Source organism: Paenibacillus sp. FSL H8-0315 (assembly GCF_038005365.1).
Lineage (GTDB): Bacteria > Bacillota > Bacilli > Paenibacillales > Paenibacillaceae > Paenibacillus_AQ > Paenibacillus_AQ odorifer.
In genome coordinates this window covers 2752999-2778489 of the sequence record NZ_JBBOTA010000001.1, presented here as the reverse complement: position 1 = coordinate 2778489, position 25491 = coordinate 2752999, and the positions used below count along the sequence as shown (strand labels likewise).

The following is a 25491-nucleotide window of genomic DNA, read 5'->3' as shown; positions in this document are numbered from 1 at the left end:
CTCCTTTAACGCCATGGGCGCATTGAAGGCGTCTTTTTTCAAATAATATAATGTAAAATTTATCCATGAGCAAAGAGAGGGTCTGGTGAGGAATGAGGAGTGTTGGGGAGAAGCTGGTGAAGAAAGGATTAGGTCTATTACTGTGCGGCGTAGTGCTGTCGGGAGTATGGAGTCAGTCGGTGTTTGCTTTTGATAGTACTAGTAAGGTGGTTAGTAAAGCAGCGGCAGAAGATCCGATACCTGGAATTATTAAAAGTATCACTCCTTCTGTTGTGGGCATTATCGGCAAAGACGAGAGTGGCGGGAATAGTGGCCCGGATGATCGGTACAATCTGACGCATGGCTCCGGCATCATTGTGAAATCGAACGGATGGATTGTAACCAATGCTCATGTAATCAAGGATCTGCAAAATGCCATAGTGGTCACTTCGGACTCCAAAACCTACAGCGTTAAAGAAACCTATCTGGATGAAGTTAGTGATCTGGCGCTGATCAAAATTAATGCCACCCATTTAAAGCCCGCCAAGTTTATTCCAGCGAATAGCAAAACAGTGGTTGGGGAGAAGGTTATTGCTATCGGAACACCGATTAGCTTTTCTCTACGAAACTCAGCGACTGTAGGCGTTATAAGTGGTCTTAACCGTGAGGTAGATGCGGCTTATCGTCTTATCCAGAGTGACACTGCGATTAATCCCGGAAACAGCGGAGGGCCGCTTGTAAATATGAAAGGTGAGGTGCTGGGAATCAACAGCCTGAAATACTCAGCGGTGGGTGTGGAAAATATGGGGTTTTCGATTCCAGCGAATACTGTGCAGTATATTATGAACCAGCTTTTAAAATATGGTGAGGTACAGCATCCGAGTCTAGGGCTAGAGCTGGAGGCGAGCTGGTCTACGATTGTGGGATTGCCAACGCTGGACCCGCTGTCCGTCACTAAGGTGGTGTCTTCAGAAGCGCTCAAGTCAGGGGTTGCTGAAGGGGACGTCTTGTATAGCATCGATGGGCATCGTGTGGTCTCACTAGTTGATATTAATGAATTGTTCAAAAGCTACCTGCCGGGAGCAACTGTGCGGCTGGTTATGCAAAGCGATGGGGATATCGTCGTCCGTAAACTCGTGCTCACTCAAGGTGATCCATTGTTAAGCGGAGATGATTATGAAACGGATGGGGACGAGCACGCGGAAGAGTGATTAGCAAACTGGAGAGGGGGACGGTAAATGGGCTTTAAAATTTTAAAACAAGGATTTTGTGCGATGCTGGCCTTATTACTGCTATTTTCTATATTACCCATACAAACAGTATTAGCTTCACAAGGAGATAAGCTACAGCTGAGTCTAAAAGTTGGCAGTACTTCAGCTACGGTGAATGGTAAGAAGGTGGCTATCGAGCGGCCTTATACGGAGAATGGAACGGTTATGGTCCCGCTTGGGGTTTTTAAAAAGACGTTTGGCAGCACTGTTTCCTTAGAGCAGAACAATGTTGTAAAAGTAACCTATGGTGCTCATTCAGGGGTGATGACGATTGGGAGTGATATCGCTTGGAAGGATGGGATCAAAGTTAAACTGGGCTCAGCGCCCCGGATGGTTTCAGACGTGCTGATGGTACCGCTACGTTTTGTAGCTGATGTGTTAGGTGCGACTCTCTCTCAAGGGAGTGGGGGTGAGCTAATGGTTACCCTAGTGCCTGTAGACAACGAAGAAGAAACGCCAGAGGAGACTGGGATTGACAGCGATGTTGGTAAGACTCAAATTGGGAACAGCTATTTTCAATGGACACTGAATTATCCCTCTGGGCTGATTGCTGGAAATAGCGGTGGAGATGAAAGTGTGGCTACCTTTTCAAGTGCGGACAATCTATATTATGTGGAGATTCATGTAAGTGACCAGGCGGTTGCGGTGGATGCGGATGGGCTGCTGGAACAGCTGGTTCGGGAGGTCGAGGCAGGTGGGGAGTTGATATTGGATCGGGAGTCGTTCCCCAAGGCCGCGGTACCTTATGCTAGATTGATCAGTAAAGATTCCAGTGGAGCGCTCTGGGAGAGCAGACTGTTATATGCTGAAGGTCGACTCTACGAGATTTATTTGACGGATAACAAAGCAGTTAATTATAAGGATTTTGCTAAATATACAGGATTACTTAACTCTTTCCAGCCTTCTTTTGATACTAAAAGCAAAAAAATCCGTGATCTTTCTACGGTGAAAAGTGGATTGCGTGACGCGTACAATGAGGACTATGGGATTTCACTACAGGTTCCCGCAGATTGGAGTAAGGACGACCAGCATCTCTATTACGAGAGTAAGCAGGGAAGTCATCTGAGTGTGGCAGTTACCTCGGCACCTGCTGGTTCTACACTAGAGAGCTGGGCTGAAGATCTGAAAATGAAAACTAAAGAAAACTTTGTAGCGGATGCTTATATTCTGAAAGACAGCAACAAGTCGGAGATCTCGGGCGTATCCGCACAAATTAATGAGCTACAGCTAAATTACGGCAACGGTGTTACTACAGAATATCAAGCTCTCATACTCAAAAATGGGTATCGTTATTATTTTGAATATGTAACAGCAGCTGGGCAAGATGACGATAAGGCAAAATTCAAAGCCATCATATCCTCTATTGATATTGATTTTGCTCTGCTGAAGGAGAACTTCGGGCGGCTCGCTAGTGATGATTATAAGACGCTCAAAAATAAGACATTAACCAAAGTATCCAAAACCTACGGCTATGCCATCGATATTCCAAGTTTATGGACACCTTATCAGGATATTTTTGAGACGCAGTCGATTGAATATCGGTTCAGCGGAGGACGTCTACAGATCAACTCAAAACCCGAGGGTTCAGTGGAGTATACAGTTAATGTGCTCAAAGATGCTTATCAAAATAAAAATAATGATCCCAAAGGCCCTCGTATAGAAGGTGTAGTGGAGTCTACCATTGCGGATGTCCCTGCTACGATCATAACTGCACATCAAATCAAAAATGGTATCCCTTTTCGCAGTAAGCAGGTTGTGTTTGGTAAAAATGATGTGGTCTACACAATTACCGTTACGCTGAATGATGCCAATGCCACTGCAGAACAGCAGGCTCTGTTAGACAAGACACTACAATCGTTTCGGTTTACAAACAGTAAGTAGTTAAAAAAGTACGAAAACCGTAGCTGACACACGAATAGAGGCGTATAATTCAATCAGACGAAGAACGTCCCAGTTGCCGATTTGGCTTGGGGCGTTCTTTTTTTGTATAAAGGGGGAAAAGGGATTCGACCTAAGGATGTTATGAACGATTATGGCGTTAACTTTCGTTTTGCTCGTAAATGGTTGCAGAGTTTAGTGGATAAGGGTTAGCTGCGGCCTATTATAAAAAATACATATATTTGTTACTATGTACCGATAGAAGGGTTGTCGGAAGGGTTGTTTTAGGAGGTTTTGATCCAATGTAATCCAAGTTGGGCATAATGTGAATAGCTAAAATGATGCTTTATGTACAACATTTAGTTGTCGAAGCGCTGGATTAGGCAATAAAGTTGCATGTTCTACAACATTCATGGAGTAAAGTGCAATAAGCAAGAAGTCAGCTTCCTGACAGCATTATGACTTTTATTCTATATAAATGTTGGTAAACGCATAGCGCTCAAGTGTGATATTTGATACAATTATCAAGTTAATCAACTAGAAATGACCCGTCAAATGGCGGTTTGGGAGGATATAAATGAAAGAGCAACAAATACGCAGAGAAGACGTGGAGCTATTGGCACCGGCAGGTGATTGGGACTGCATGCGTGCAGCGGTAGCAAACGGAGCGGATGCTATCTTTTTTGGCGTAGAGAAGTTTAATGCACGGGCCAGAGCGAACAACTTTCGCATGGACGAGCTGTCGGAAATTATGGCGTTTTTGCATAGCTATGGTGTGAAGGGATTTTTGACCTTTAATATACTGGTTTTTGAAAATGAATTGTCTGATGCAAAAGAACTGATTGATGCATGCGTGGATGCTGGCGTAGACGCAGTAATTGTACAAGATTTAGGTTTGGTCAAAATGATCCGCGAAATCTCACCGGATTTCCCGATTCACGGATCGACACAGATGACCATTACTTCGCCGGAAGCGGTAGAGTTTACTAAACCTTTCAGTTTGGAACGTGTGGTATTAGGTCGTGAGAACAATCTGAAACAAATTCGTACGATCGGGGAGCAAGCCCGCTTACCGATGGAAGTATTCGTACACGGTGCTTTGTGTGTTTCCTACTCAGGTCAATGTCTGACCTCTGAAATGTGGGGCGGACGTTCTGCCAACCGCGGTGAATGTGCTCAGGCTTGCCGCCTGCCGTATGATCTGATGGTGGATGGTGAGGTAAAACCTATGGGAGACGTAACTTATTTGCTTTCTCCTAAGGACCTGGCAGCAATTGATCTAATGCCTGAACTGATCGAGGCGGGTGTGACTTCTTTTAAAATCGAAGGCCGCCTCAAAAGCCCGGAATATGTAGCGAATGTAGTTAGTAAGTATCGTAAAGCGATTGATCGGTATTTTGAAGGCGATCTGTCTAAACCTTCGAAGGAGGAGGTGCGCGAGCTGCAACAAAGCTTCTCCCGCGGGTTTACACATGGTTTCCTGGATGGAACGAACAATAAGAAACTGGTAGACGGGACTTTCCCAAAAAGCCGTGGTGTATATTTAGGGACGGTTGAGCAAATTCTGCGTGATGGAGTGGTCTGCCGTATTCATGCACCGCTTAAGCGTGGGGACGGAATTGTTTTTGACGCTGGGGATCCAACGAAAAAAGAAGAAGGCGGTCGTGTCTACGACCTTCGTCGTAAAGGTGTGAAGCTGGAAGGCGAAGCCGGAGAAGGCTGGATCATCGACATCGTAGCCGGTCGTAATGATGTGGATCTTCGTCGTCTAAATGTCGGTGACCGCATTTGGAAGACAAATGACCCTGCGTTAGATAAGGCGCTGCGCCAGACTTATGAAACTGAAAAGCCGTACCGGGTATTTCCGGTACATGTTAGAGTGCAAGGCTGCGTCGGCGAGAAGCTGACGACTTGGTGGACGGACGTTCAGAAGAACGTTACCGTCCGTGTGGACTCGGAGCTCGCGCTGGAAGCCGCGCAAAAGCGTCCGATGGATACCGCGCTGCTGGAAGAACAATTCGGCCGCCTGGGCGGGACCGTGTTCCAGCTTGACGCGTTGGAGTCGCATCTGCAAGGCGACGTCATCGTCCCTATGCGCGAGCTGAACAGCATCCGCCGCCAAGCGGTGGAGCTGCTTGCGGGCGAGCGCCCGAAACCGCCCGTCTACGTGAAACGGGCGATCGAGGTTTACGGCGACGCCACCCGTAGGGGCGTCGCTCCGCAGCGCGCTGGTGAAGCGGAGCTCACCGCGCTGTGCCGCAGCCTGCCGCAGGTGCAGGCTGCGCTCGAGGCCGGCGTGAGAAACATCTACGCCGACTTCGAGTTTATCAAGCAGTTCCCGGCAGCGGTAGATGCGGTACGGGCTGCAGGGGCCAGCATAGCGCTGGCCACGCCGCGCATTCATATGCCGGGCGAGAACGGCTACCACGCGAATATTCTTCGCTTGCAGCCGGATGCTGTGCTCGTGCGTAATACAGGCGCGTTATATTATTATCTGCGCCGCCGCCAGGAGCAGCCGGATGCTATGCATCCACGCCTGATCGGTGATTTCTCACTGAATATCGCCAATCATAAAGCAGTGGATTTGTTCCTTGAGGCTGGCTGTGACATAGTAACGCCATCCTATGACTTGAACATTCAACAGATGGTTGATCTGCTTGAACACAGTGATACGTCCCGGATGGAGGTTGTTATTCATCAGCATTTGCCGATGTTCCATACTGAACACTGCGTGTACTGTACCTTTATGAGTGAAGGCACAGACTATACGAACTGTGGTCGTCCTTGTGAAGAGCACCGTGCTTCTTTGCAAGACCGTATTGGAATGTCACATCCAGTTCGTGTGGATGAAGGCTGCCGTAATACCGTCTATAACGCTGTTGAGCAGTCTGGTGCGGAGTATCTGAATAATTTCCGTGACCTAGGAGTATCTTCATACCGTGTGGAGTTCTTGGAAGAGACACCAGAGCAAGTGGCTGAGGTAATTAGCCTCTACAGCCGCGCTCTGCGTGGTGAAATCTCTGGTACACAGGTATGGAAGAGCCTAAAGGCTACTAACCAACTTGGTGTAACGCGTGGGCAATTGGTGAACGCGAAGTAATAAGAGTTAAGAGTTGAAGAAAAAGGGCTAAGTAACTACCAGGTAGATGCTGGTATCGCTTAGCCCTTTTTTTAGAATTGATCTCGTCCTCATCCTAATTTGCATATACTAAATAGTAGCATGTTATAGGGTCAGCAAAGTATTTAAAATAGCAATAATTGATTATAATTTCTGCCCTCTTATTTCATTGGAATAGATATACAAATATAACAAACACTCTGACATAAATGTGCTGTAACTGCTATAATTGAAAGAAATATGCCATTTTAGGGTACTTACAGATATGTAATTGAAAAGAGTATACGATAGAAGGAGTTAATGTGATGAAGATCCGTAAAGCGATTATTCCCGCCGCAGGTCTCGGCACTCGTTTTTTACCTGCAACTAAAGCAATGCCTAAAGAAATGCTACCGATTGTAGATAAACCAACGATCCAATATATTGTTGAAGAAGCAGTCGCTTCCGGGATCGAGGATATTATTATTGTAACGGGGAAAGGAAAACGTGCGATTGAGGACCACTTTGATAACTCATTTGAACTGGAATTTAACTTGGCTGAGAAGCAGAAGTGGGAGTTGCTTGAATCCGTTCGCAAATCTTCTGAAATGGCTGATATCCATTATATCCGCCAAAAAGAGCCAAGAGGTCTCGGACATGCGATTTGGTGTGCACGTAAATTCATAGGAAACGAACCGTTTGCTGTCCTACTCGGCGATGATATTGTTGAAGCGGACAAACCGTGCCTCAAACAGATGATTGACATATATGACGAGTACAAATCTTCTATTGTCGGTGTCCAACCTGTCCCGTGGGAGGAAGTATCACGGTATGGTGTTGTAGATGGTTCTCCTTTGGCGGAACGTGTCTACAAGGCAAATCGTCTAGTAGAGAAGCCGAAGAGAGAAGAGGCTCCTTCTAATTTAGCGATTTTAGGACGATACATCTTAACCCCACGTATCTTCGATATGCTTGGAGAACAGCAGGTGGGTGTAGGTGGAGAGATCCAACTTACTGATGCGATAGCACGTCTAAGCGAGGTTGAACGAATTATTGCCTATGACTTTGAAGGTAAACGTCATGATGTGGGTGAGAAAATGGGCTTTATCCAGACTACCATTCATTATGCACTTCAACACGAGGAACTTAAAGATGACCTGCTTCGTTATATGAAAGAGCTTGTCGAGAGCGAAGCAGCTAAGGTCGGGCTATAAGTAAATCTCATATATCGAAAAAAGGCGCGCCACTGTAATTACAGTGGCGCGCTTTTATGGTTTCATTCTTTTTTAAAATTGTGAATTTGTAATGGCCTCAACTTGTGCTGCTTCCGCAGGATCAGCTGCGATCAGCGAATCGTATAGTGCCTGATCCTCGCCACCAGTTTTCGCCAGTGCAGCAAGGTACCAACGAGCAATCTCACGATTGGTTGCATCAGCGAAATCTTGGCTTAAGGCTGTTTTTAAGATGGAGGCTGCAATTTGTATCTTTCCAGACATATATTGCATTTTCCCTACCTTCAGTGTCACATCCGGAGTAAATATCTTCGAAGGATCATTATCCGCAAGTACATGATCGTAGGCCAAAAGCCCAATAACAAAGCCAGCTTTCATGTTTTCTATTCTATCTTCATCATCTTGTTGTGCGTAAGCTGCTTGCCCCAAATCAAATGAACGGCTGATGAGTGAACTGTACCAATTTATATCCCATGGAGTTTCACTGTTCATAATATCCGTGTAATTAGCATCTGAATTAAGCTTGAGAGTGGCTGTAGCCTCATCCTTTTGTCCAGCCAAGAGCTGCATCTTGCCAACATTTATCGCAATCGTTGGTGTTACGGAGAACGGACGCCCTTGTAATTGTTCAGGTGGAAGTGTCTTCAGATGTTCAATCCCAGCTAGAACGTGGTTATATGCTTCAAGCTCTTCTGCGAAGTACTTCTCTTTCTTAACTTCATCCTTTTGATTAAGTGCTTGCTGACCTAAGGTAAAGGAACGGCTGATGAGAGTATCATACCAATTAATATCCCAATTGAACTTATCAGCATTCTCGAGGTAAACATTGTATGCAAGGTCACTTTGACCCTTTAAATCATAGTAGCCCGCCATTTGAGCTAAAAGATATTTGTTGTAAGGTTCATCTTTTAGCGCTCGAGTTAATACGTTATTTGCTTCAACAAGAAATTGCTCATCTTGCGTTTGTTTGAATACCGTCATATCCATGGCAGATAAAGAGATAGCTGATTCAGGATGATTAGGGCGGGTTTTTAAAGCTTTAACCAACGGCGCTTTAATTTCTTCATATGAAGTGCTCACTCTAATTAGATTCTTACCCTTTAGAGCAGCATTACTGGATCCAATATAGCTGATCGAAAGGAATAACAAGAATACAGTACCGATTGTGAGAGCTGCGAAATACCCAAGCCGAATACCGGCTTTATTCCAATTTTTTCGTAACTTTTTGCTGTCCATCACAACTGCCATCCCAGCTAGTCCAAGGAAGACGAGTATCCCCATAAAGGCATAACTCATGTTGAAATCAAGTAAACTGTGCACAAGAATCGATAAAGCAATGATTAGATAGAAGAAGCCATTCTCAAAATCATTTTTATCCCGTTTTACATACCCGCGAATATACTTATAGAAAATATACAGAATGAAACCCATAAATACGATAAAACCAAGAATCCCAACCTCGATTAAAAATTGAAGAAAGAAGTTGTGCACCTGGCGGCTAGTATAAGGGTTATTCTGATAATGTTCATATAGTGAGGACCAGCCTCCACCACCAGCACCAAGGATTGGATAATCCTTCACTACCTTCATGGCATCTTTATAAAAAGTAATCCGTTCAAGTACACTATGTTGTTGGAAATTGATATTTTCAAGACGAGTCTCCATATTATCTGGCAAGATGCTTTTTGCACTTGTACCGATAAGTAAGAAAGCTACAATAGCTACTAGAGCAACAGATCCGAGTGGGATCCAAAGGCCTGTCCGTTTACGTGACGACCAATTCTCTAGTTTTGCATACAACCATGGAGCGACAAAACGCTGAATGACCCAAGATAGGCCAGCTACAACTAGTGAAGCTCCTAATAGATATGCCCAACCTTTTAAAGCGGAAGAAGAAGTGAAATTTGCGTTTAACTCTATTCCTAGATTAGTTACGGGTGTCGTAATGAGCAAAGATACAATTCCAGCAACTCCTAGATGCAGAATCCAAAGGATTTGCTGTGCAGGTTTTAGGAATAGAAGCAGAAGTATGAATACTACAGGTAGCAAGACTAAGCCACCGCGAGATAAAGTTAACAAGATCGACACAATGATGGGCACTAACATAAAGCCATGGGTCAAGGTTCCATACCATTTTTTAGAGCGAATAAGCGCGAATATTGCTACAAAGAGAAAAGCCATTAAGAATGCAGCGTATGTATTCGCATACTGAAAGATCGAAGTCAGACGAAGGCCATTAGAGTCAGTCATAACTGCATCTAAATAGATATCATTTCTTACGGTGTTTGAGAACCAGCCTACCAGAGCACCAGCTAATTTACTGCTGCCTAGCCAATTTAAGAGTCCAAAACCTACTATAAAATACGCAATCGCCATTATAGCATTTTGAATGACAACATTTACTTGCTTTTGCTTCAAGAGATAAAAGGCTATAATGAAGACTGCAACATACATGCTCTGAATAAACAGCATATTCATCGACGTATAATGCGAAACTGCGACAAACAATGATAAAGCGTAGGTCAGGGGCAGTAATATAGAAGCAGAAGCTACTAAGTCCCTCTGTTCATCAATTTTGAATTTTTTGTAGTATAAGCCAAGGCATACTAGCAGCAAAAGACCGCTTAGTAATGAAGATACATAAATTGGCTTCTCGAAGTCTAATTGCTGTCCGTTAAATAATCCCACTTGAAATGGGGCCCAACACAAAAATAAAATGAAAGCAACAACCAATGCCCATATCGGACTAGCTATCTTTTCAACATTTCTCGACTGAGCGGCGTTTTTACCGTATACTGGTTTCGACACGTTATAATCTCCTTTTCCTGTAGGTACGACAATATTTTAGCATATTAGATAATCATTGAGCTACTTTAATCAGATTCTATGATGTTAATTACTATATGTAAAAGAATAACTTTATCTAGATACTATATGGGGCTCTATTAAAAAAAAGCGCCCCAGACTACAGCTATGTAGCCAGAACGCACTCCAAAAATTAGTATACAAAATTATGCGAAGAATTTTTGAACAGTGGGGCACCTTCATCCTTTGCAGAAAGCACTGGTTGAATATGAATTGGCCATTTGATGCCAATCTCAGGATCATTCCATAGGATGCCTCCATCGCATTCCGGTGCATACAGCTCATCGCATTTGTACTGAACTTCCACGTCATCTGTGAGAGTCATAAATCCATGAGCAAAGCCCTTGGGAATCAGCAATTGTTTCTTGTTATCAGCGGTAAGCTCAATGCCGAACCATTTTCCATATGACGGGCTTCCGCGTCGAATATCCACCGCTACATCAAAAATCGCCCCCTTAGTACAACGGACAAGTTTAGTTTGCGCTTTGGGATTAACTTGGTAATGAAGTCCACGTAGTGTGCCGTTGGTGGCAGAAAAGGAATGATTGTCCTGCACAAATTGCAGTTGTAGTCCTTGTTCCTGAAACATGGCTTCACTGAAGGTTTCCATAAACCAACCTCGATGGTCCCCAAAGACAGCGGGTTCTATAATAAGCACTCCTTCTAGTTCTGTTGGTGTGAATTTCATGGTTCACTCTCCGTTCTTTAATATTGAATTTTACCGATGGCTACTTTGATCAGGTATTGACCGTAACCAGTTTTACTCAGTTTTTGCCCGCACTCTAGCAGATGCTCCTTCGTAATCCATCCGTTAATATATGCAATTTCTTCCGGAGCGGAAATCTTAATTCCTTGATGATCCTCAATCGTACGGACAAAATTAGTCGCGTCGACCAGACTCTGATGAGTTCCGGTATCAAGCCAGGTGAAGCCACGTCCCAGTAATGCGACATCAAGCTCGCCTATTTTCAAGTAAGCTTCATTAATTGAGGTAATTTCAAGCTCTCCTCGACTGGAAGGCGTTACTTCCTTAGCTAGCGAAACTACCCGGTTATCGTAAAAATACAAGCCAGTAATGGCATAGTTCGATTTAGGATGTTCCGGCTTTTCTTCCACACTCAGCACTTTGCCGTTTCCATCAAACTCAACAACGCCAAAACGCTCTGGATCTTGCACATGATATCCGAATACTGTTGCACCATGTTCCTTAGTAGCGGCTTGCTTCAAAAGCTTGGTCATTCCATTTCCATAATAAATGTTATCGCCCAAGACCATGGCAACGGAGTCGTCACCAATGAATTCTTCGCCCAAAATAAAGGCTTGAGCCAATCCATCAGGGCTAGGTTGTACAATGTATTGTAGAGAAATACCAAATTGTGATCCATCGCCGAGCAGATTTTGAAAACGTGGCGTATCCTCAGGGGTTGAGATGATTAGTATGTCTTTAATGCCTGCTAGCATTAATGTGGATAGAGGATAATAGATCATTGGCTTATCATAAATCGGCAACAGTTGTTTACTGGTTACCATTGTAAGCGGATAGAGGCGCGTACCGCTTCCTCCAGCGAGAATAATACCTTTCATGATTCGTATCGACTCTCCTTAGTATATATAAAAATTGTAAAATATGAGATCTTTTTAGTATCTTGGACATCCATTCTTATTGTACGCCGGAAATTCTTGATTTGTCTATTAAACAAGAAGTTATACATAATATCAAGCTTCAAAAGGAAGAAAGTGATTAAGTGGAATATGCTAATTGACAGGTGGATACTGTGATATTTGATAAAGTTAATCGGTTGAGCAAATGACAACGATCCGCCATCAAGCGGTTTAGGAGGATATAAATAACCAAACAAGGAATACGCAGGGTGGATGTAGAACTGCTGGCACCGGAAGGCGACTGGGATTGTAAGCGTACGGCGGTGGCCAATGGGGCGAATGAGATCTTTTTTTTGCGTAGAAAAATTTAATGCCCAGACGAGAGCAAACAATTTCCGCATGGACGAGTTGCCGGAGATTATGGCGTTCCTGCATAGCTATGTGTGAAAGGTTTTCTGACCTTTAATATAGCGGTGTTTGAAAAAGAGCTTCCCGATGCCAAAGAACTGATCGACGCTGGTGTGGATGCGGTTATCGTGTAGGATTTGGGTTCGATGCGCATGATTCATAAGATTTCGATTGACTTGACAATTCATGGATCTACTCAGATGACAATTCCTTCGCCGGAAGCATTTGAGTTTACCAAACCGTTCGACATAGAGCGCATGGTGCTTGGGCGTGAGGACAATCTGAAGCAGATTCGCACGATTGGCGAGCAGGCACGTATGCCGATGAAAGTGTTTGTACACGGTGCACTTTGTGACTCTTATTCTGGACAGTGTCTGACTTCGGAATCGTGGGGCGGCCGTTCTGTGAATCGCTGGAATGTGCGCAGGCCTACCGTTTGCCGTATGACCTGATGGTGGACGGTGAAGTGAAGCCGATGGGCGATATTACTTGTCTGCTCTGTCCGAAGGCTCTGGCAGCGATTGATCTGATGTCGGAGTTAATTGAAGCAGGTGTGACCTCTTTTAAGATCGAAGGCCGATTCAAGAGTCCGGAATATGTAGCCAATGGGGTTAGCAAATATCGTAAGTAAAGTCATCGATCGCTATCTGGAGGGTCAATGGGCGACGCCTTCGAAGGAAGTGATGCGTGAGCTGCAGCAGAGTTTCTCGCGCGGATTTACACATAGTTTCCTGTAAGGGACTAATAACAAAGAGCTCGTGGACGGCAGTTTCCCAAAAAGCCGGGGTGTATACCTGGGCACAGTAGAGCGAATTTACGTGATGGCGTAGTTTGCCACATTCATGCCCCTTTGAAACGTGGGGATGGCATTTTGTTTGATGCTGGAGTATTAGAAAACCAGCCAACCAGACCAAAGGCAAATTACCAGCTACCAATCCAATTCAATAGTCCAAAGCCGACAATGACATATACGATCGTAAGTACATCTTTCTGAGTTACAAAATTTAGTTGCTTTTGCTTCATGAGGTATAACGCTATAATGAATACTGTGGTATACGCACATTGCACAAACAGCAGATTGATCGCCATCTAGTGTGACGCCGCGTAGGTAAAAGTTAGCAGCAAGAAAAAGAAGGGTAGTAGGTCGCGTTTTTCCTCCTGCTTTATTTTATTTTATTTTAGTACAATCCCATACACACCAGCAGCATGACGCCACTGAACAAGGTGGTGAGATAGATAGGTTTCTCATAGTCCACCTGCGTCCATTAAATAACCCTACCTGGAAGGGGTACCAGATTAAAATCCAAACTCAAACCCAGACGGAACTGGGGATTTTTTCAAACTTCCTCGACTGGGCAACGTTTTTACCGTATACTGGTTTCGACACGTTGATATCTCCTCTTCTTATAATTAACGACAATATATTAACACTTTGAAATGATTGACTCTATATTTAGGTTAGTTAACCTCAGATTATTGGGTTGTTAATATAATATAAAATTTCAGAAAGGATGCAAATTCAGGTGTTCAATAGTAATTTTTCGATTGTATTTGCTAATAGTCACTTCATAAATATTAAATCGAAAAAATGTCGACACATAACACGGTATGCTTTTTAGTAATAATGTACTTTTAAATTGTCAGTATTATTATGTTGCTGATGGTAAAAACGGCTTTTTTGGCTGATTCTATTATTTAGGGATGGAATGAAACATGAAAATAAAAGCAATACATTCATTGAGTAAATATAATTTTCTTCTTGCGCAGTTAGTTCAAAGAGATTTCAAGACTAGATACAGGAGATCTATTTTAGGCATTTTGTGGAGTTTATTAAATCCGCTTTTAATTATGGTGGTACAGTACCTGGTGTTTTCGACGTTATTCCGGTTCGATATACCTAACTACTCTGTGTATTTGCTTAGTGGTATTGTAATATTTAATTACATGACAGAGGCAACCTCTCAATCTATGACATGCATAATTCAAAATGCATCATTGATTAACAAAGTATACGTACCGAAATTCATTTATCCATTTTCTCGGGTATTATCATCAGGTGTTAATTTTCTTTTTTCGTTATTAGCACTGTACCTAGTAATAATTTCAACTGGAATGAGTATAACATATTCGCATATTGCAATGCTCTTTGCTATCGCATGTCTATTTCTCTTTATCTGTGGAATATCTTTTATGTTGTCTTCAATTATGGTTTTCTTTCGAGATACGCAGTTCCTTTATAGTATTATAATTACTATTTGGTCATATCTAACTCCAATTTTTTATCCTGAGAGCATACTTCCAAATTACATGCTATATATTCTTAAATTTAACCCTATGTATCATTTTATAAGATTTATAAGATTTATTATTCTATATGGGGGGATTCCTGATCTTAAGGCCTGGGCATTCTGTTTATTATTTGCTTTGGTATCATTCGTTTTAGGAGTACTTGTATTCAATAAAACTCAAGAAAAATTTATTCTATATTTATAAGGAGAAATAAAGTGATCGATATAAAAAATGTTTCTATGAACTTTCGATTAGCTAACGATCGTATTCTTAGCTTGAAAGAATATGTCATTAAGAGAGTATCAAACAAATTAACATATAAGCATTTCCATGCACTAAGTGATGTGTCTTTTTCAATTCAAAAAGGCGAAGTTATAGGTATTATAGGTAATAATGGGGCGGGTAAAAGTACACTTTTGAAAATTATTTCAGGCATTCTAACGCCAACTAAAGGTAATGTGAAAGTTAGTGGTAATATAGCTCCTATGCTAGAACTTGGAGCTGGGTTTGATATGGACTTAACTGCAAGAGAAAATATTTTTCTGAATGGCGCAATACTTGGGTACTCAAAGCAATATTTGACTGAGAAGTTCAGTGAAATTGTCGATTTTTCAGAGCTTCATGATTTTTTAGATGTGCCAATTAGGAATTTTTCATCAGGTATGATAATGAGACTTGCTTTTTCAATTGCTACTCTTGTAGATCCAGATATTCTAATCGTTGATGAGATATTATCTGTTGGAGATGCAAAGTTTCAAAAAAAGAGCGCGAAAAGAATGTTCGAACTAATGAGTGGTGGTACTACGGTCATCATGGTCTCTCATAGTATAGAACAAATCCGCCAAATGTGTTCACGTGTTATTTGGTTAGATAAAGGCAGTATAAGAATGATTGGTAATTCGATTGAAGTTTGTAAAGCGTACTTAAGTGAGCAAACAGATACTCCCCCATCAAGTATGTCTAATAATAGTTATACCGAAAACTTATATTCGCCTACACAGATAACAAAGATAGATAATCAATATTTCATTGTGGATTGTTGGCATCACAGGGTTATCTATAACCCCAATATATCAGATACTATTGCTGGATGGACTATGCTTTGTGATAACGTACACACCCCTCACTCCATTGCTAGTGACGGTGAACTGCTGATTTTAGATGATACAGGTAATAATGCTGTACAAGTGTACAAGAAAAAATTGCAAACATATGAGTTTTCACAAACAATAAGAAATATTGGATACCAGCCTAATAAGATTATTTATGATAAAGATAAAAAACTTTTTTACGGTATATCTGCATCATCACAACAATTGTTTGTATTAAAAAACAATAATGGTGAGGTAGAAATAGATAATGTAGTACGATTGGATTACTTGAAAAATTCTTATGTCAGATCAATATCTCTCATCGAAAGCAAACTTTATTTTGTTTCCGGTCCAGGGGAGATTCTTGTTGCTAATACAGAAGATATGTCATTTAATCTAATAAATAAATACCCAGTCCCTTTCGAACTTCAGGGAATGAATGACTTGATTAAAATTGATTCATATTACTATATAAGTGTGTATCAAGACGGATCTGGGAACATCGCCCCAAAATTAGTTAGAACAAAAGATTTAAATCTACTAGGCGTTAATTATGAGGACCTTTATGATAAATTACAAATGAAAGGGGTCCCTTATAATTTTTCTCAAATTGAAGATAGAGTCTATGTCACTGAAATAGATTCATACTCTTCAATAAGATCTTTCAAATTAGTTGAGGATGAAATATATGACATTCAGGTTCACTATAATATAGGTGCCGCTGATGATGCGTCGATCCATAGAAGAGGATATTCATGATAGTGATGTAGCTGTGCTACAGAAAGGAGTAACATGACTAAACTTAACTTTGATTATTATAATCCTAGTATGGACGAGGTATATTCAGATGGGTCGATTGAATTAGAATTACTTAGGAAGGTGAAAAATAAAGATTTTGATTGGTATAATTCGAAAGAATGGCCTATAATTTACCATCTATCTCACCTCCGACAAAATATTTTAAATTGGTACTCTTTTGAAAAAGGATGTACTATCTTAGAAATTGGTGCTGGATGTGGTGCTATAACTGGACTCCTTTGTGAAAAAGCAAGTAGGGTTGTAGCTGTTGAGTTAACGAAAACAAGAGCAGAAATAAATTACTACCGTCATCAAAATATTGAAAATCTAGAAATAGTGGTTTGCGATTTTCAGAGTCTACCACCTGACTGGAAGTTTGATTACATTATAATAAACGGTGTTCTTGAATATGCAGCATATATGTTTACAGGCAATCAACCATATAATCAATTCCTTACAAAGGCTAAGCAACACTTAAGTTCATCCGGAAAGATGCTGCTTTCTATAGAAAATCGCATTGGTCTAAAATATATTTCAGGCTTTAGAGAAGACCATACTGGAGAGTTTTTTTCTGGAATAAATAACTACAATAATAATGAACGTGTTCGAACTTTTACAAAAGGCGAATTGACAAATTTACTAAATGAGACGAATCTTAGTGCAATTAAATTCTTTTATCCGTACCCTGATTATAAGTTCCCAACGGAAATATTTACGGATACGACTATAAATGGAATTGTGCCTTCTAGTTCTCATTTTCCGCTTGATATGCCAAGGGTGAAACTTTTTGATGAAAATAATCTTCACAAAACTTTAATGGATTCTAATTCTATGGATATCTTCGCGAATTCTTTTTTAGTGGAAATATCCGCTACACAACAAATACCTACTCAAATAGACTATGTAAAGATTAGTGCTAATAGATCTGAAGAGTTCAGAATATTCACCTACTTTGATTTAAACAACAATAAAGTCTATAAAAAAGGCCTTAATGCAAAAAGTCAGGATCACCTGAAGCGAATGTTGCATTATAGTGACTATTCGTACGATTCTAATCAAATTAAGAATGCAACCTGCTATAAAGAAGTGGATGGAATTAGTATGTTATTTTATACTATTGAAACTTTAGAGGATAGATTGGTTTCTAAATGTACCGATACTAACACTGGAGATTTTATTCATGAGATAGTAAAGTTGCGAAATGCGCTGTATGAAGGCATTCATCCTAGTGATTTTACATGCAATAATGATTTTGTGGAAATATTTAGTAGGGAAAAACCTGAACAAAAGTTACACTGGTCTTCAAACTCTAATCTCGACTTAATATCAGGAAATATCTTTTTAGAGGGAGATTTATATAAGGTTATTGATTATGAATGGCATATGCCATTTCAGATTCCTCTTGAGTTTACTCTTTGGAGGACTTTAAAGCAGTTTAAAGATAACCATAAAGATATCATTGATAGATCAATTGTTGATAATTTCATATACGATACTCTAAATATTACTCGTGCCACCGAGCAATGTTTTTTTTCATGGGAAGAAAATTTTATTAAAAACTTCGTGAAAATTCAAGATCTTTATATTTTTGCGAATGATGAGATACCCGTCGATCTAAATGCTGTTTCAACTCGTTACTTAAAAGATCATTCTATTGAAAGTACGCTATTTTATGATCATGGTGCCGGGTTTACTGATCATGATTTCGAACGCTGTGTAACTACGTCTACTGATACTGGATTTTCAGTTACGTTCAAAGATAAATCTATAAATAATGCGGAAGCACTACGCTGGGACCCACTAGAAGGAAATCCCGCATTAATATATATACACAGTATAGAAACAGATGGATCTATAAAAGAGATTACTGCTATCAATGCTGAGCGAGTTCTTAATAATTCTGAGTATGAATTCACAACATATGATCCTCAGTTTCTTTTGCAAGGTGATTTTACTAATGCAACATATATTAAGATCAATTTCACATGCGAAATACTGGATTGGACTATTGGCTATCAACTTCAAGAGAAAAAAATGTATGTAAATAATCAAAAAATAAATGAACTAGTGAATCACAAGGAAATCTCTAAGATAAATAAAAAAATACTAGAAGAAAAGTTGGAGGAAGTTTCAACACAACTTAATGTGACAGTTGATTCATTAACCAATTCTCAAAATGATTTGATTGAGACGCAAAAGAGTTTAGAAAGTGTACAAAAAACGTTAGAAATTAACCAAAATAAGTTAGCTAATACTCAAGAGGAGTTGAACATAAAAAATAATCAGTTAAATAAAATACACTCACACTTGAAACATCATAGAATAAAATCCATAGTTAAAATATTGTTTTTCGGTGAGATTACTAGGGGGGAATAATTTGAGTAAAGTCAGTGTAATTATGCCTTGTTATAACGACGGTGAATATATTGAACAGGCAATAAATTCAGTACGTTCTCAAACTTATAACAATATTGAACTTATAATAATTGATGATGGTTCGACGGACCCTAATACAATTATTACACTGAATAAGTTCAATAATACTGATATTATTTTGTTGAAAACTGATAATACCAGACCTGCAGCTGCAAGAAATGCAGGTATAGCTCATGCTACTGGTAAATATATAATGCCAGTTGATGCTGATGATATCATCGAACCAACCTACATCGAGAAAGCTGTCAAAATTATAGAATCAAATAAGAAAATTGGTGTGGTTTACTGCTATGCTGATTTATTTGGTGATAGAACTGGGAGATGGAGTCTTCCGAACTACTCACTAGATGCAATGCTGCTTGATAATGTTGTGTTTGTAACATCGCTCTTTTACAAAGAAGATTGGGAAAAAGTTGGGGGTTTTAAAACCACCATGTATCATGGTATGGAAGATTATGATTTTTGGCTTTCCATTATAGAACTAGACAAAGAAATCTATCAAATCCCAGAGGTACTGTTTAACTACCGAATTAAACCTAAATCGCGGACCACAGAGTTTATGTCTAACGCGGAAATTGTTAAGCAGACCTATCGTTCAATTTATAACCAACATCCTAAACTTTATGAACAGTATACTAATGAGTACGCAGTTATACTAAGGGATGCTTTGATAGAGCAAATATTTCTTAATCGAGCTCTTCAAGAGGGCATAGCTATATTAGATAAATTAAAAAGCATACCATTATTAAAGTTAATAATAAAAAAATATATCATGAAGAGGTAAACGATGATCATATTCACTTCTATTTGTGCAAATTATTTGCATAAAGCCCGTACATTGGCGAAGTCAGTAAAGGATAATATACCAAATTGTAAGTTTATCATATGTCTAACTGAACAAGAGATGCTTCCTGAATTCAATTACGAGTATTTCGATGATATCGTACTATCGAAGGATGCTTGGGAAGGAAATTTCAATCGATTTATATTTAAACATACTATTGTTGAAGCTTCTACAGCTGTAAAAGGCCAATTTTTCAAGTATCTTTATGCTAACTACGAGGATGAGAATCAATTTATTTATTTAGATCCAGATATATATGTGTATTCAGATTTTATAGAACTTAAGCAGCTATTGATAACTCGACCAATAGTACTTTGTCCGCATTTGCTTCAGCCAGGTAATATTGATATGGAACTCTCTAGCACATCTCATGGTGTTTATAACTTAGGATTTCTTGCTGTAAACAGAAGTGAGGAGGCCCAAAGCTTCATAAACTGGTGGGCAGAGAGATTATACTTATTTTGCTATGATGACATTGCGAGAGGAATTTTTACTGATCAAAAGTGGATTGATTTGGCACCGTGTTTTTTTGATGTGGAAATATTTAAACATCATGGATATGATTTTGCGCCGTGGTCACTATTGAATTGTGATATGACTGAACAAAGTGGACAATATTATGTAAAAGGGGACCCCCTAAGATTTATACACTACTCAGGATTTGGTAGTTCTGCTGAAAAATGCATGAATGATTGGCTTCCTAAAGGGCCTCACCCCTTCAAAGATTTGTATGATAAATATGCATATTATCACAATTTAAATAATTCTGATAATATCTCTAAAACAAAATGGACTTATGCATATTATAAATCAGGCGAAAAAATAAATGATTTGGTAAGAATGGATTATCGCAAAGACTATGATTTGATGTTTAGTATGGAAAATCCGTTTGAAATGAGTAATGATTTTTTTAATAGTAAATTGAATTTAAATGTTAATTTTAAAAAATACAAATCATTATCATCGAAAGCAATAAGTATTATACGTTCAGAAGGCTTTGGTGCTTTCTTGAAAAAGTTGATTCGGAAAATTGCTAAATGATATTAGATCTTCAAAGTAGCTGAATGCATATTATAAGGAGTTTCTTCGGCGTAACGTAACAATTATAAAACCCGAGGTAACTCCTTATTCCATGTATTATGCCGGATATATTCACGTGGGTTGGGTTGGTTTAGTCTGCTTTTTTACGTAAATGGAAGGGTTCAGACGAACGAGAGTATGGGTAGAACAATCTACACATTGTAGCTCAAAGATACTAAAGGTTTTTTTACATGTGCTCATCCGAGGATGGCGACAATGGGTTGTGCTTATGATCAGCCGGAGACAGGGCAACAAACAACATTGTCATTCTGAGATGTGAACCAGGGAGCTCGATAGTTTTTTGAAATTACTCTTGCTATACTAAAGCGCGTTATCAAGAACGCAAACAATATATAACACAGGAGAATTTATGAAATATATAACTAAAACGCACAAAAAAGTTATTTTGTTTATTATATTAATAGTGCTAATGAATGTTGCTATATTCACATCCTTTAGACAATCAGTGAATTTATCCATTTACAGTGAAAATGATTCTAAAATTAGTTTTTTTTATGATAATGGTCACCCCGATTATCCCTTTGATGATTCTCATATGTCTCAAGAGTATTTTGTGAAAAGTAGCAAGGTGCAAAATGTGAAATTTCCATTAGATATAGTTAATTCTAATAAGCTGCGAATTGATTTTGGTGATACATCAGGAAATTTTAAGATATATTCTTTGTCTATTCAAAAATCTCCTCTATATGAATATGTTATTAGTGAAAAAGTTTTTTTGGATAAATTTAAATTTAAAAACGATATTTCTCAATATTCTTTTGAAGACGGAACCGTTAACATCGCTAGTTCTGGTCCTGATGGTCATATTTACTCTACAGACACATATTCAAATTTACCAATAAAGTTCAAAAATTCATTCTTAATCAAAGAGCTTTTTATAGCTTGTATAGCCTTATTCATATTGTTTATTAATAAATTGCTCTTGATATTTCGTAGTTTACCAAAATTGCCGATTTACTATAAAACAATTAAAGAGAAGTTTGTAATCAAAAATACTTTTTTAAAAAATGCATTTAATTTAATTATAATTATATGTATTTCGATCATATCAGCGGTTATATTGGATGTTGTTATATTACGAAGTATCGCAAAAGTATCAGGGTTCTTTAACTTCGACACTGCTCATCGTTATTTTCTAAATTCTTACGTTTTCTCATTTGATCGAATATACTTCTTTTCATCATTTATTTTCATTATAGGATTAATAGTTAGTTTAGGAAAATCTAAAGCACATAAGTATCGATATATTTTGGCATTTATCTTGCTAATTCTTATGGTGTTAGGAAAATTCACCGGATCATCATTAGGGTTTTATGATGGAATGCTACAAGGCAATACTCCAAGCTATCAACAAAGCACATTACTAGGCAATCCCCAAGGAATCAGAGGTGATGAATGGGCCACAGAGAAACCCTATTACTTTGCCCAGACAAATGCAAATCCCACACTACAGTACTTCAATAAAAACTTGAGTTTTACTGGTACTGACATGGTTATTTCTGCATTTGCACCAGTTAAAGACATAACTGTAATCGCTCGACCTGATCTTTGGGGATTTATGGTAATGCCTAATGATTATGCATTTTCTTTCTATTGGACATTGCGGTTAATTCTATTATTCATGGCATCATATGAAATGGGAGTTCTTCTCACAAAAAAACAACGGTTTGGAATCATTACTGCAATTGTTATTACATTTGCTCCGCCGGTCCAATGGTGGCTATCACAAGCACTAATGCTTATGCTTATGAGTGGGCAATTTGCAATAGTTTTATTTAATAAGTACTTAAATTCTAAAAAGTTATTTGGTAAATTTATCAGTTTATCCGGACTAGCTTTATTCGCTTTAGTTTATATATTGACTATGTATCCTGCAACTCAGGTTCCTTTGGGTTATGTGTTTTTGATGCTTTTCATATATGTATTAATTGAGAATAAAAAGAATAAACCGTTCGCCTTTTCTCGATTACTACAATATGCAGTGATGCTTATACCAATCGCACTGGTTTTATATCATTTTTATTCAAATTCAAAACCTGCTTTGCATGTTATTATGAATACGGTATACCCTGGTTCTGATAGACCATGGATTAAGCTTCCTTGGGACTTTGAATTATATCAGTTTGTAAATATTTTTACTGCAAGTATTAAACAACCGGATTTTTTAAATGCGAGTGAGATTAGCCAATTTTTCACTTTTACTCCATTCGTTATTATAGTTGCTACAACCCTAATATTCAAAAATAAAAAGAAGTCTCTATTAATGTCCCTGTTATTGAGTGTTTCTTTATTTTTAATGCTCGTCTCGTGGATTCCTGAAGTGCCATTCTTCAACAAGATAACTTTATTAAGTTTTACGTATCCTGTTAGGATCACATATGCTTATGGCTACAGTTTCACTTTATTAATTGTATGTCTTCTTGCTCATTTGGAGGACAAACGGGAAAATTTATTCACAGGGAGAATGCCACTTATTTTATCTAGCGTTATATGCTTTCTAACACTTTGCATAATGACAAATAGCATAAATATTTTTAGTTATTTCAAGTCATTTTCTATCGGTACTATATTGATGATTTTAGTAGTTGTCTTACTCTCATATATGGGATTTTTGCTAATGAAGGGTAATTATAACTCTGTACAATCTTTTATTGTTTTGTATTTACTTCTTTCAGTTTGTTCTACAATTATGGTAAATCCTATTACCAAAGGAACCGATTCTATGTTCGAGAAGACTACCATGGAGCAAATACGAAAAATCAATTCAGTGGATGCTGGCCGATGGATGGTTAGTGGTAGTCCCACTATATCGAATCTTGTAACGGCACAAGGAGTTGCAAGGACAACTGGAACATATTACTATCCGGATTGGGAAATGATGAGCATCATTGATAAAAAACATGAACATATCAATCTTTGGAATCAATTTGCTCATATTGATATGCGCTTAACTGATGGCGATTTAGAATTTTCACTTTTAGATCATGAAAGGAGTCTAAAGGTAAATGGTACTAATCGTATCATTTATACTCCAATTGAAACTGCTAGGGACTTAAAAATTAAATATATATTCACAATGATTCCTATCCCTCAAAGTATTATTGATAAAGGTGAAGTAACTTTATTATATAAAGACAGTGTAGATCCGTGGTCAATTTATCGCATCAATTACTGAGATATTATTAAATGAAGTGATGTCAAACTAAGTGCGATAGATCATCCAGAAACGATTCGTGAGGTGACTTCCAGCGGAGAAGCTTCGTACTCAGTGCTCCTGATGCGTTTCTTCGAGTGTGTAGGCCGTCGTGTACCCTTTAATAGGGGACGGCCAAAACTCAATTATCGTGTGTCGTAAAGGATGACGACCAGGTCCCAAACCGATGTGCTGGCAGACATGCCCAGAGAATATTTGCATGGACCTTATCTTTTTTAGTTGGCGCACTTCATTTTACTAATATCTGAAATGTTTGTCGGTACTTAAGAAAATATCGTGAGGTGAAAGATAGAAATGAAAGTGTTAGTGATAATTCCCGCTTTCAATGAAGAAGGTAATATAAGGAAGTTAGTGTTTGAGTTAAATAAACTTAATGTTGATGTCATTGTTATCAATGATAAGTCTACTGATAATACTCTGAAAATTCTCAGTGAACTAAAAGTTAATTATATCGATCTACCATGTAATCTAGGAATTGGTGGAGCTGTGCAAACTGGATACACGTATGGTGTTAGAAATGGATATGATGTTGCTGTACAGGTAGATGGGGATGGTCAACACGATCCAAATTATCTACTACAGATAATAACTCCTGTTTTAAATGGAGAAGCCGATATGATAATTGGATCAAGATATATTGAGAAAGAAGGGTTTCAATCAAGTGTCGTGAGGAGAATCGGAATTAAATACTTTAGCTCGCTGATTAGATTACTTACAGGAATGAAAATAACTGATCCAACCTCAGGGTTTAGGGCGTGTAACTTGAAGGTTATGAATTACTTTGCTAATTATTATCCAACAGATTATCCTGAACCAGAATCTATAGTTGCTCTATTGAGACAAAATTATAGAATACTTGAAGTGCCGGTGATTATGTCAGAAAGACAATTTGGCTCATCTTCTATAAACTTAATGAGGTCAATCTATTACGTTATAAAAGTTTCATTAGCAATTCTTATTGATCGATTTAGAAAAAAGGAATTAGTAGAGAGCTTAGAATTACTAGGAGATGACATATGATTCCATTTAATTTGCAACTCATCCTAATTATACTTAGTAGTTTAATATTTGTTTCTTTTATAGTAAGAATCAAAGCTTATAAAATAGAGTTAAAGTACACAATTCTCTGGATTGTTATGACAATTATTAATATACTCATCGCCATATTTCCTAATATTGTTCTTTTCGTTTCGAAATTGCTTTCAATTGAAACTCCTGTGAATACACTGTTTCTATTCGGAATAATGACTTGCTTAATGATACTTTATAATTTGACATCTGAAATATCTAAAAACTCCATAAAAATACGCCAACTTTCCCAAGAAGTAGGGCTCTTGAAAAATGAATTAAAACAATTTGAAAATGAAAGAAAAATGGAGTGATTCT

The 25491-nt window shown here is 38.8% G+C and carries 16 protein-coding genes and 1 pseudogene; 13 read left to right on the top strand and 4 right to left on the bottom strand.

The features are described 5' to 3' along the window. Window positions 1-92 precede the first annotated feature (92 nt). The 4 genes from MHB56_RS12135 (at window position 93) to galU (ending at window position 7439) form a co-directional block, all read left to right on the top strand. Complete coding sequence (locus MHB56_RS12135; protein WP_076123778.1) at window positions 93-1190, top strand: S1C family serine protease; 1098 nt, start codon at window positions 93-95, stop codon at window positions 1188-1190. 27 nt (window positions 1191-1217) lie between these two features. Then, a complete protein-coding gene (locus tag MHB56_RS12130) occupies window positions 1218-3131 on the top strand; it encodes a stalk domain-containing protein (RefSeq protein ID WP_280753164.1) in 1914 nt (637 codons plus the stop codon). A 574-nt stretch (window positions 3132-3705) separates the two neighbouring features. After that, window positions 3706-6228 carry a U32 family peptidase gene (locus MHB56_RS12125; protein ID WP_280753163.1) on the top strand — a complete coding sequence of 841 codons (2523 nt, stop codon included), beginning with the start codon at window positions 3706-3708 and terminating at the stop codon, window positions 6226-6228. A 323-nt stretch (window positions 6229-6551) separates the two neighbouring features. Then, window positions 6552-7439, top strand: coding sequence for a UTP--glucose-1-phosphate uridylyltransferase GalU (galU, locus tag MHB56_RS12120; RefSeq protein ID WP_076099650.1), 888 nt, complete (start codon window positions 6552-6554; stop codon window positions 7437-7439). Window positions 7440-7511: 72 nt separating this feature from the next. Here galU and MHB56_RS12115 read toward each other — a convergent pair whose 3' ends face one another. From MHB56_RS12115 to rfbA, 3 genes are all read right to left on the bottom strand, one after another. Next, complete coding sequence (locus MHB56_RS12115) at window positions 7512-10265, bottom strand: O-antigen ligase family protein (protein WP_076310020.1); 2754 nt, start codon at window positions 10263-10265, stop codon at window positions 7512-7514. Window positions 10266-10455: 190 nt separating this feature from the next. Then, window positions 10456-11010 carry a dTDP-4-dehydrorhamnose 3,5-epimerase gene (gene rfbC, locus MHB56_RS12110; RefSeq protein ID WP_280753162.1) on the bottom strand — a complete coding sequence of 185 codons (555 nt, stop codon included), beginning with the start codon at window positions 11008-11010 and terminating at the stop codon, window positions 10456-10458. 17 nt (window positions 11011-11027) lie between these two features. Beyond that, a complete protein-coding gene (gene rfbA, locus MHB56_RS12105; protein WP_060625872.1) occupies window positions 11028-11906 on the bottom strand; it encodes a glucose-1-phosphate thymidylyltransferase RfbA in 879 nt (292 codons plus the stop codon). A gap of 263 nt (window positions 11907-12169) precedes the next feature. Between rfbA and MHB56_RS12100 the strand changes: the two are divergent. Next, a pseudogene (locus MHB56_RS12100) lies at window positions 12170-13218 on the top strand (peptidase U32 family protein); the annotation flags it as partial. A 35-nt stretch (window positions 13219-13253) separates the two neighbouring features. On the opposite strand, the gene MHB56_RS12095 reads toward MHB56_RS12100, so the two are convergent. Further along, window positions 13254-13421: a hypothetical protein gene (locus tag MHB56_RS12095; RefSeq protein WP_175623609.1), complete on the bottom strand. Its 168-nt coding sequence runs from the start codon at window positions 13419-13421 to the stop codon at window positions 13254-13256. A 624-nt stretch (window positions 13422-14045) separates the two neighbouring features. Between MHB56_RS12095 and MHB56_RS12090 the strand changes: the two genes are divergently transcribed. From MHB56_RS12090 to MHB56_RS29850, 8 genes are all read left to right on the top strand, one after another. Then, on the top strand, window positions 14046-14825 hold the full coding sequence (locus MHB56_RS12090) for an ABC transporter permease (RefSeq protein ID WP_076282457.1): 780 nt from the start codon (window positions 14046-14048) through the stop codon (window positions 14823-14825). Between the two features lie 11 nt (window positions 14826-14836). Continuing rightward, window positions 14837-16471, top strand: coding sequence for an ABC transporter ATP-binding protein (locus tag MHB56_RS12085; RefSeq protein WP_081383165.1), 1635 nt, complete (start codon window positions 14837-14839; stop codon window positions 16469-16471). A gap of 33 nt (window positions 16472-16504) precedes the next feature. Next, the gene (locus tag MHB56_RS12080; RefSeq protein WP_280753161.1) at window positions 16505-18886 is read left to right on the top strand and encodes a methyltransferase; all 2382 of its coding nucleotides are present in this window, start codon (window positions 16505-16507) and stop codon (window positions 18884-18886) included. A 1-nt stretch (window position 18887) separates the two neighbouring features. After that, entirely contained in the window at window positions 18888-19730 is an 843-nt protein-coding gene (locus MHB56_RS12075) for a glycosyltransferase (protein ID WP_280753160.1), read from the top strand. 3 nt (window positions 19731-19733) lie between these two features. After that, complete coding sequence (locus MHB56_RS12070; protein WP_312151144.1) at window positions 19734-20831, top strand: hypothetical protein; 1098 nt, start codon at window positions 19734-19736, stop codon at window positions 20829-20831. Between the two features lie 409 nt (window positions 20832-21240). Then, window positions 21241-24066, top strand: coding sequence for a DUF7657 domain-containing protein (locus MHB56_RS12065; protein WP_341143612.1), 2826 nt, complete (start codon window positions 21241-21243; stop codon window positions 24064-24066). 333 nt (window positions 24067-24399) lie between these two features. Further along, on the top strand, window positions 24400-25125 hold the full coding sequence (locus tag MHB56_RS12060; protein WP_076282460.1) for a glycosyltransferase family 2 protein: 726 nt from the start codon (window positions 24400-24402) through the stop codon (window positions 25123-25125). Continuing rightward, window positions 25122-25487: a DUF2304 domain-containing protein gene (locus MHB56_RS29850; RefSeq protein ID WP_076282461.1), complete on the top strand. Its 366-nt coding sequence runs from the start codon at window positions 25122-25124 to the stop codon at window positions 25485-25487. Before MHB56_RS12060 ends, MHB56_RS29850 begins: the two co-directional genes overlap by 4 nt. Window positions 25488-25491 lie beyond the last annotated feature (4 nt).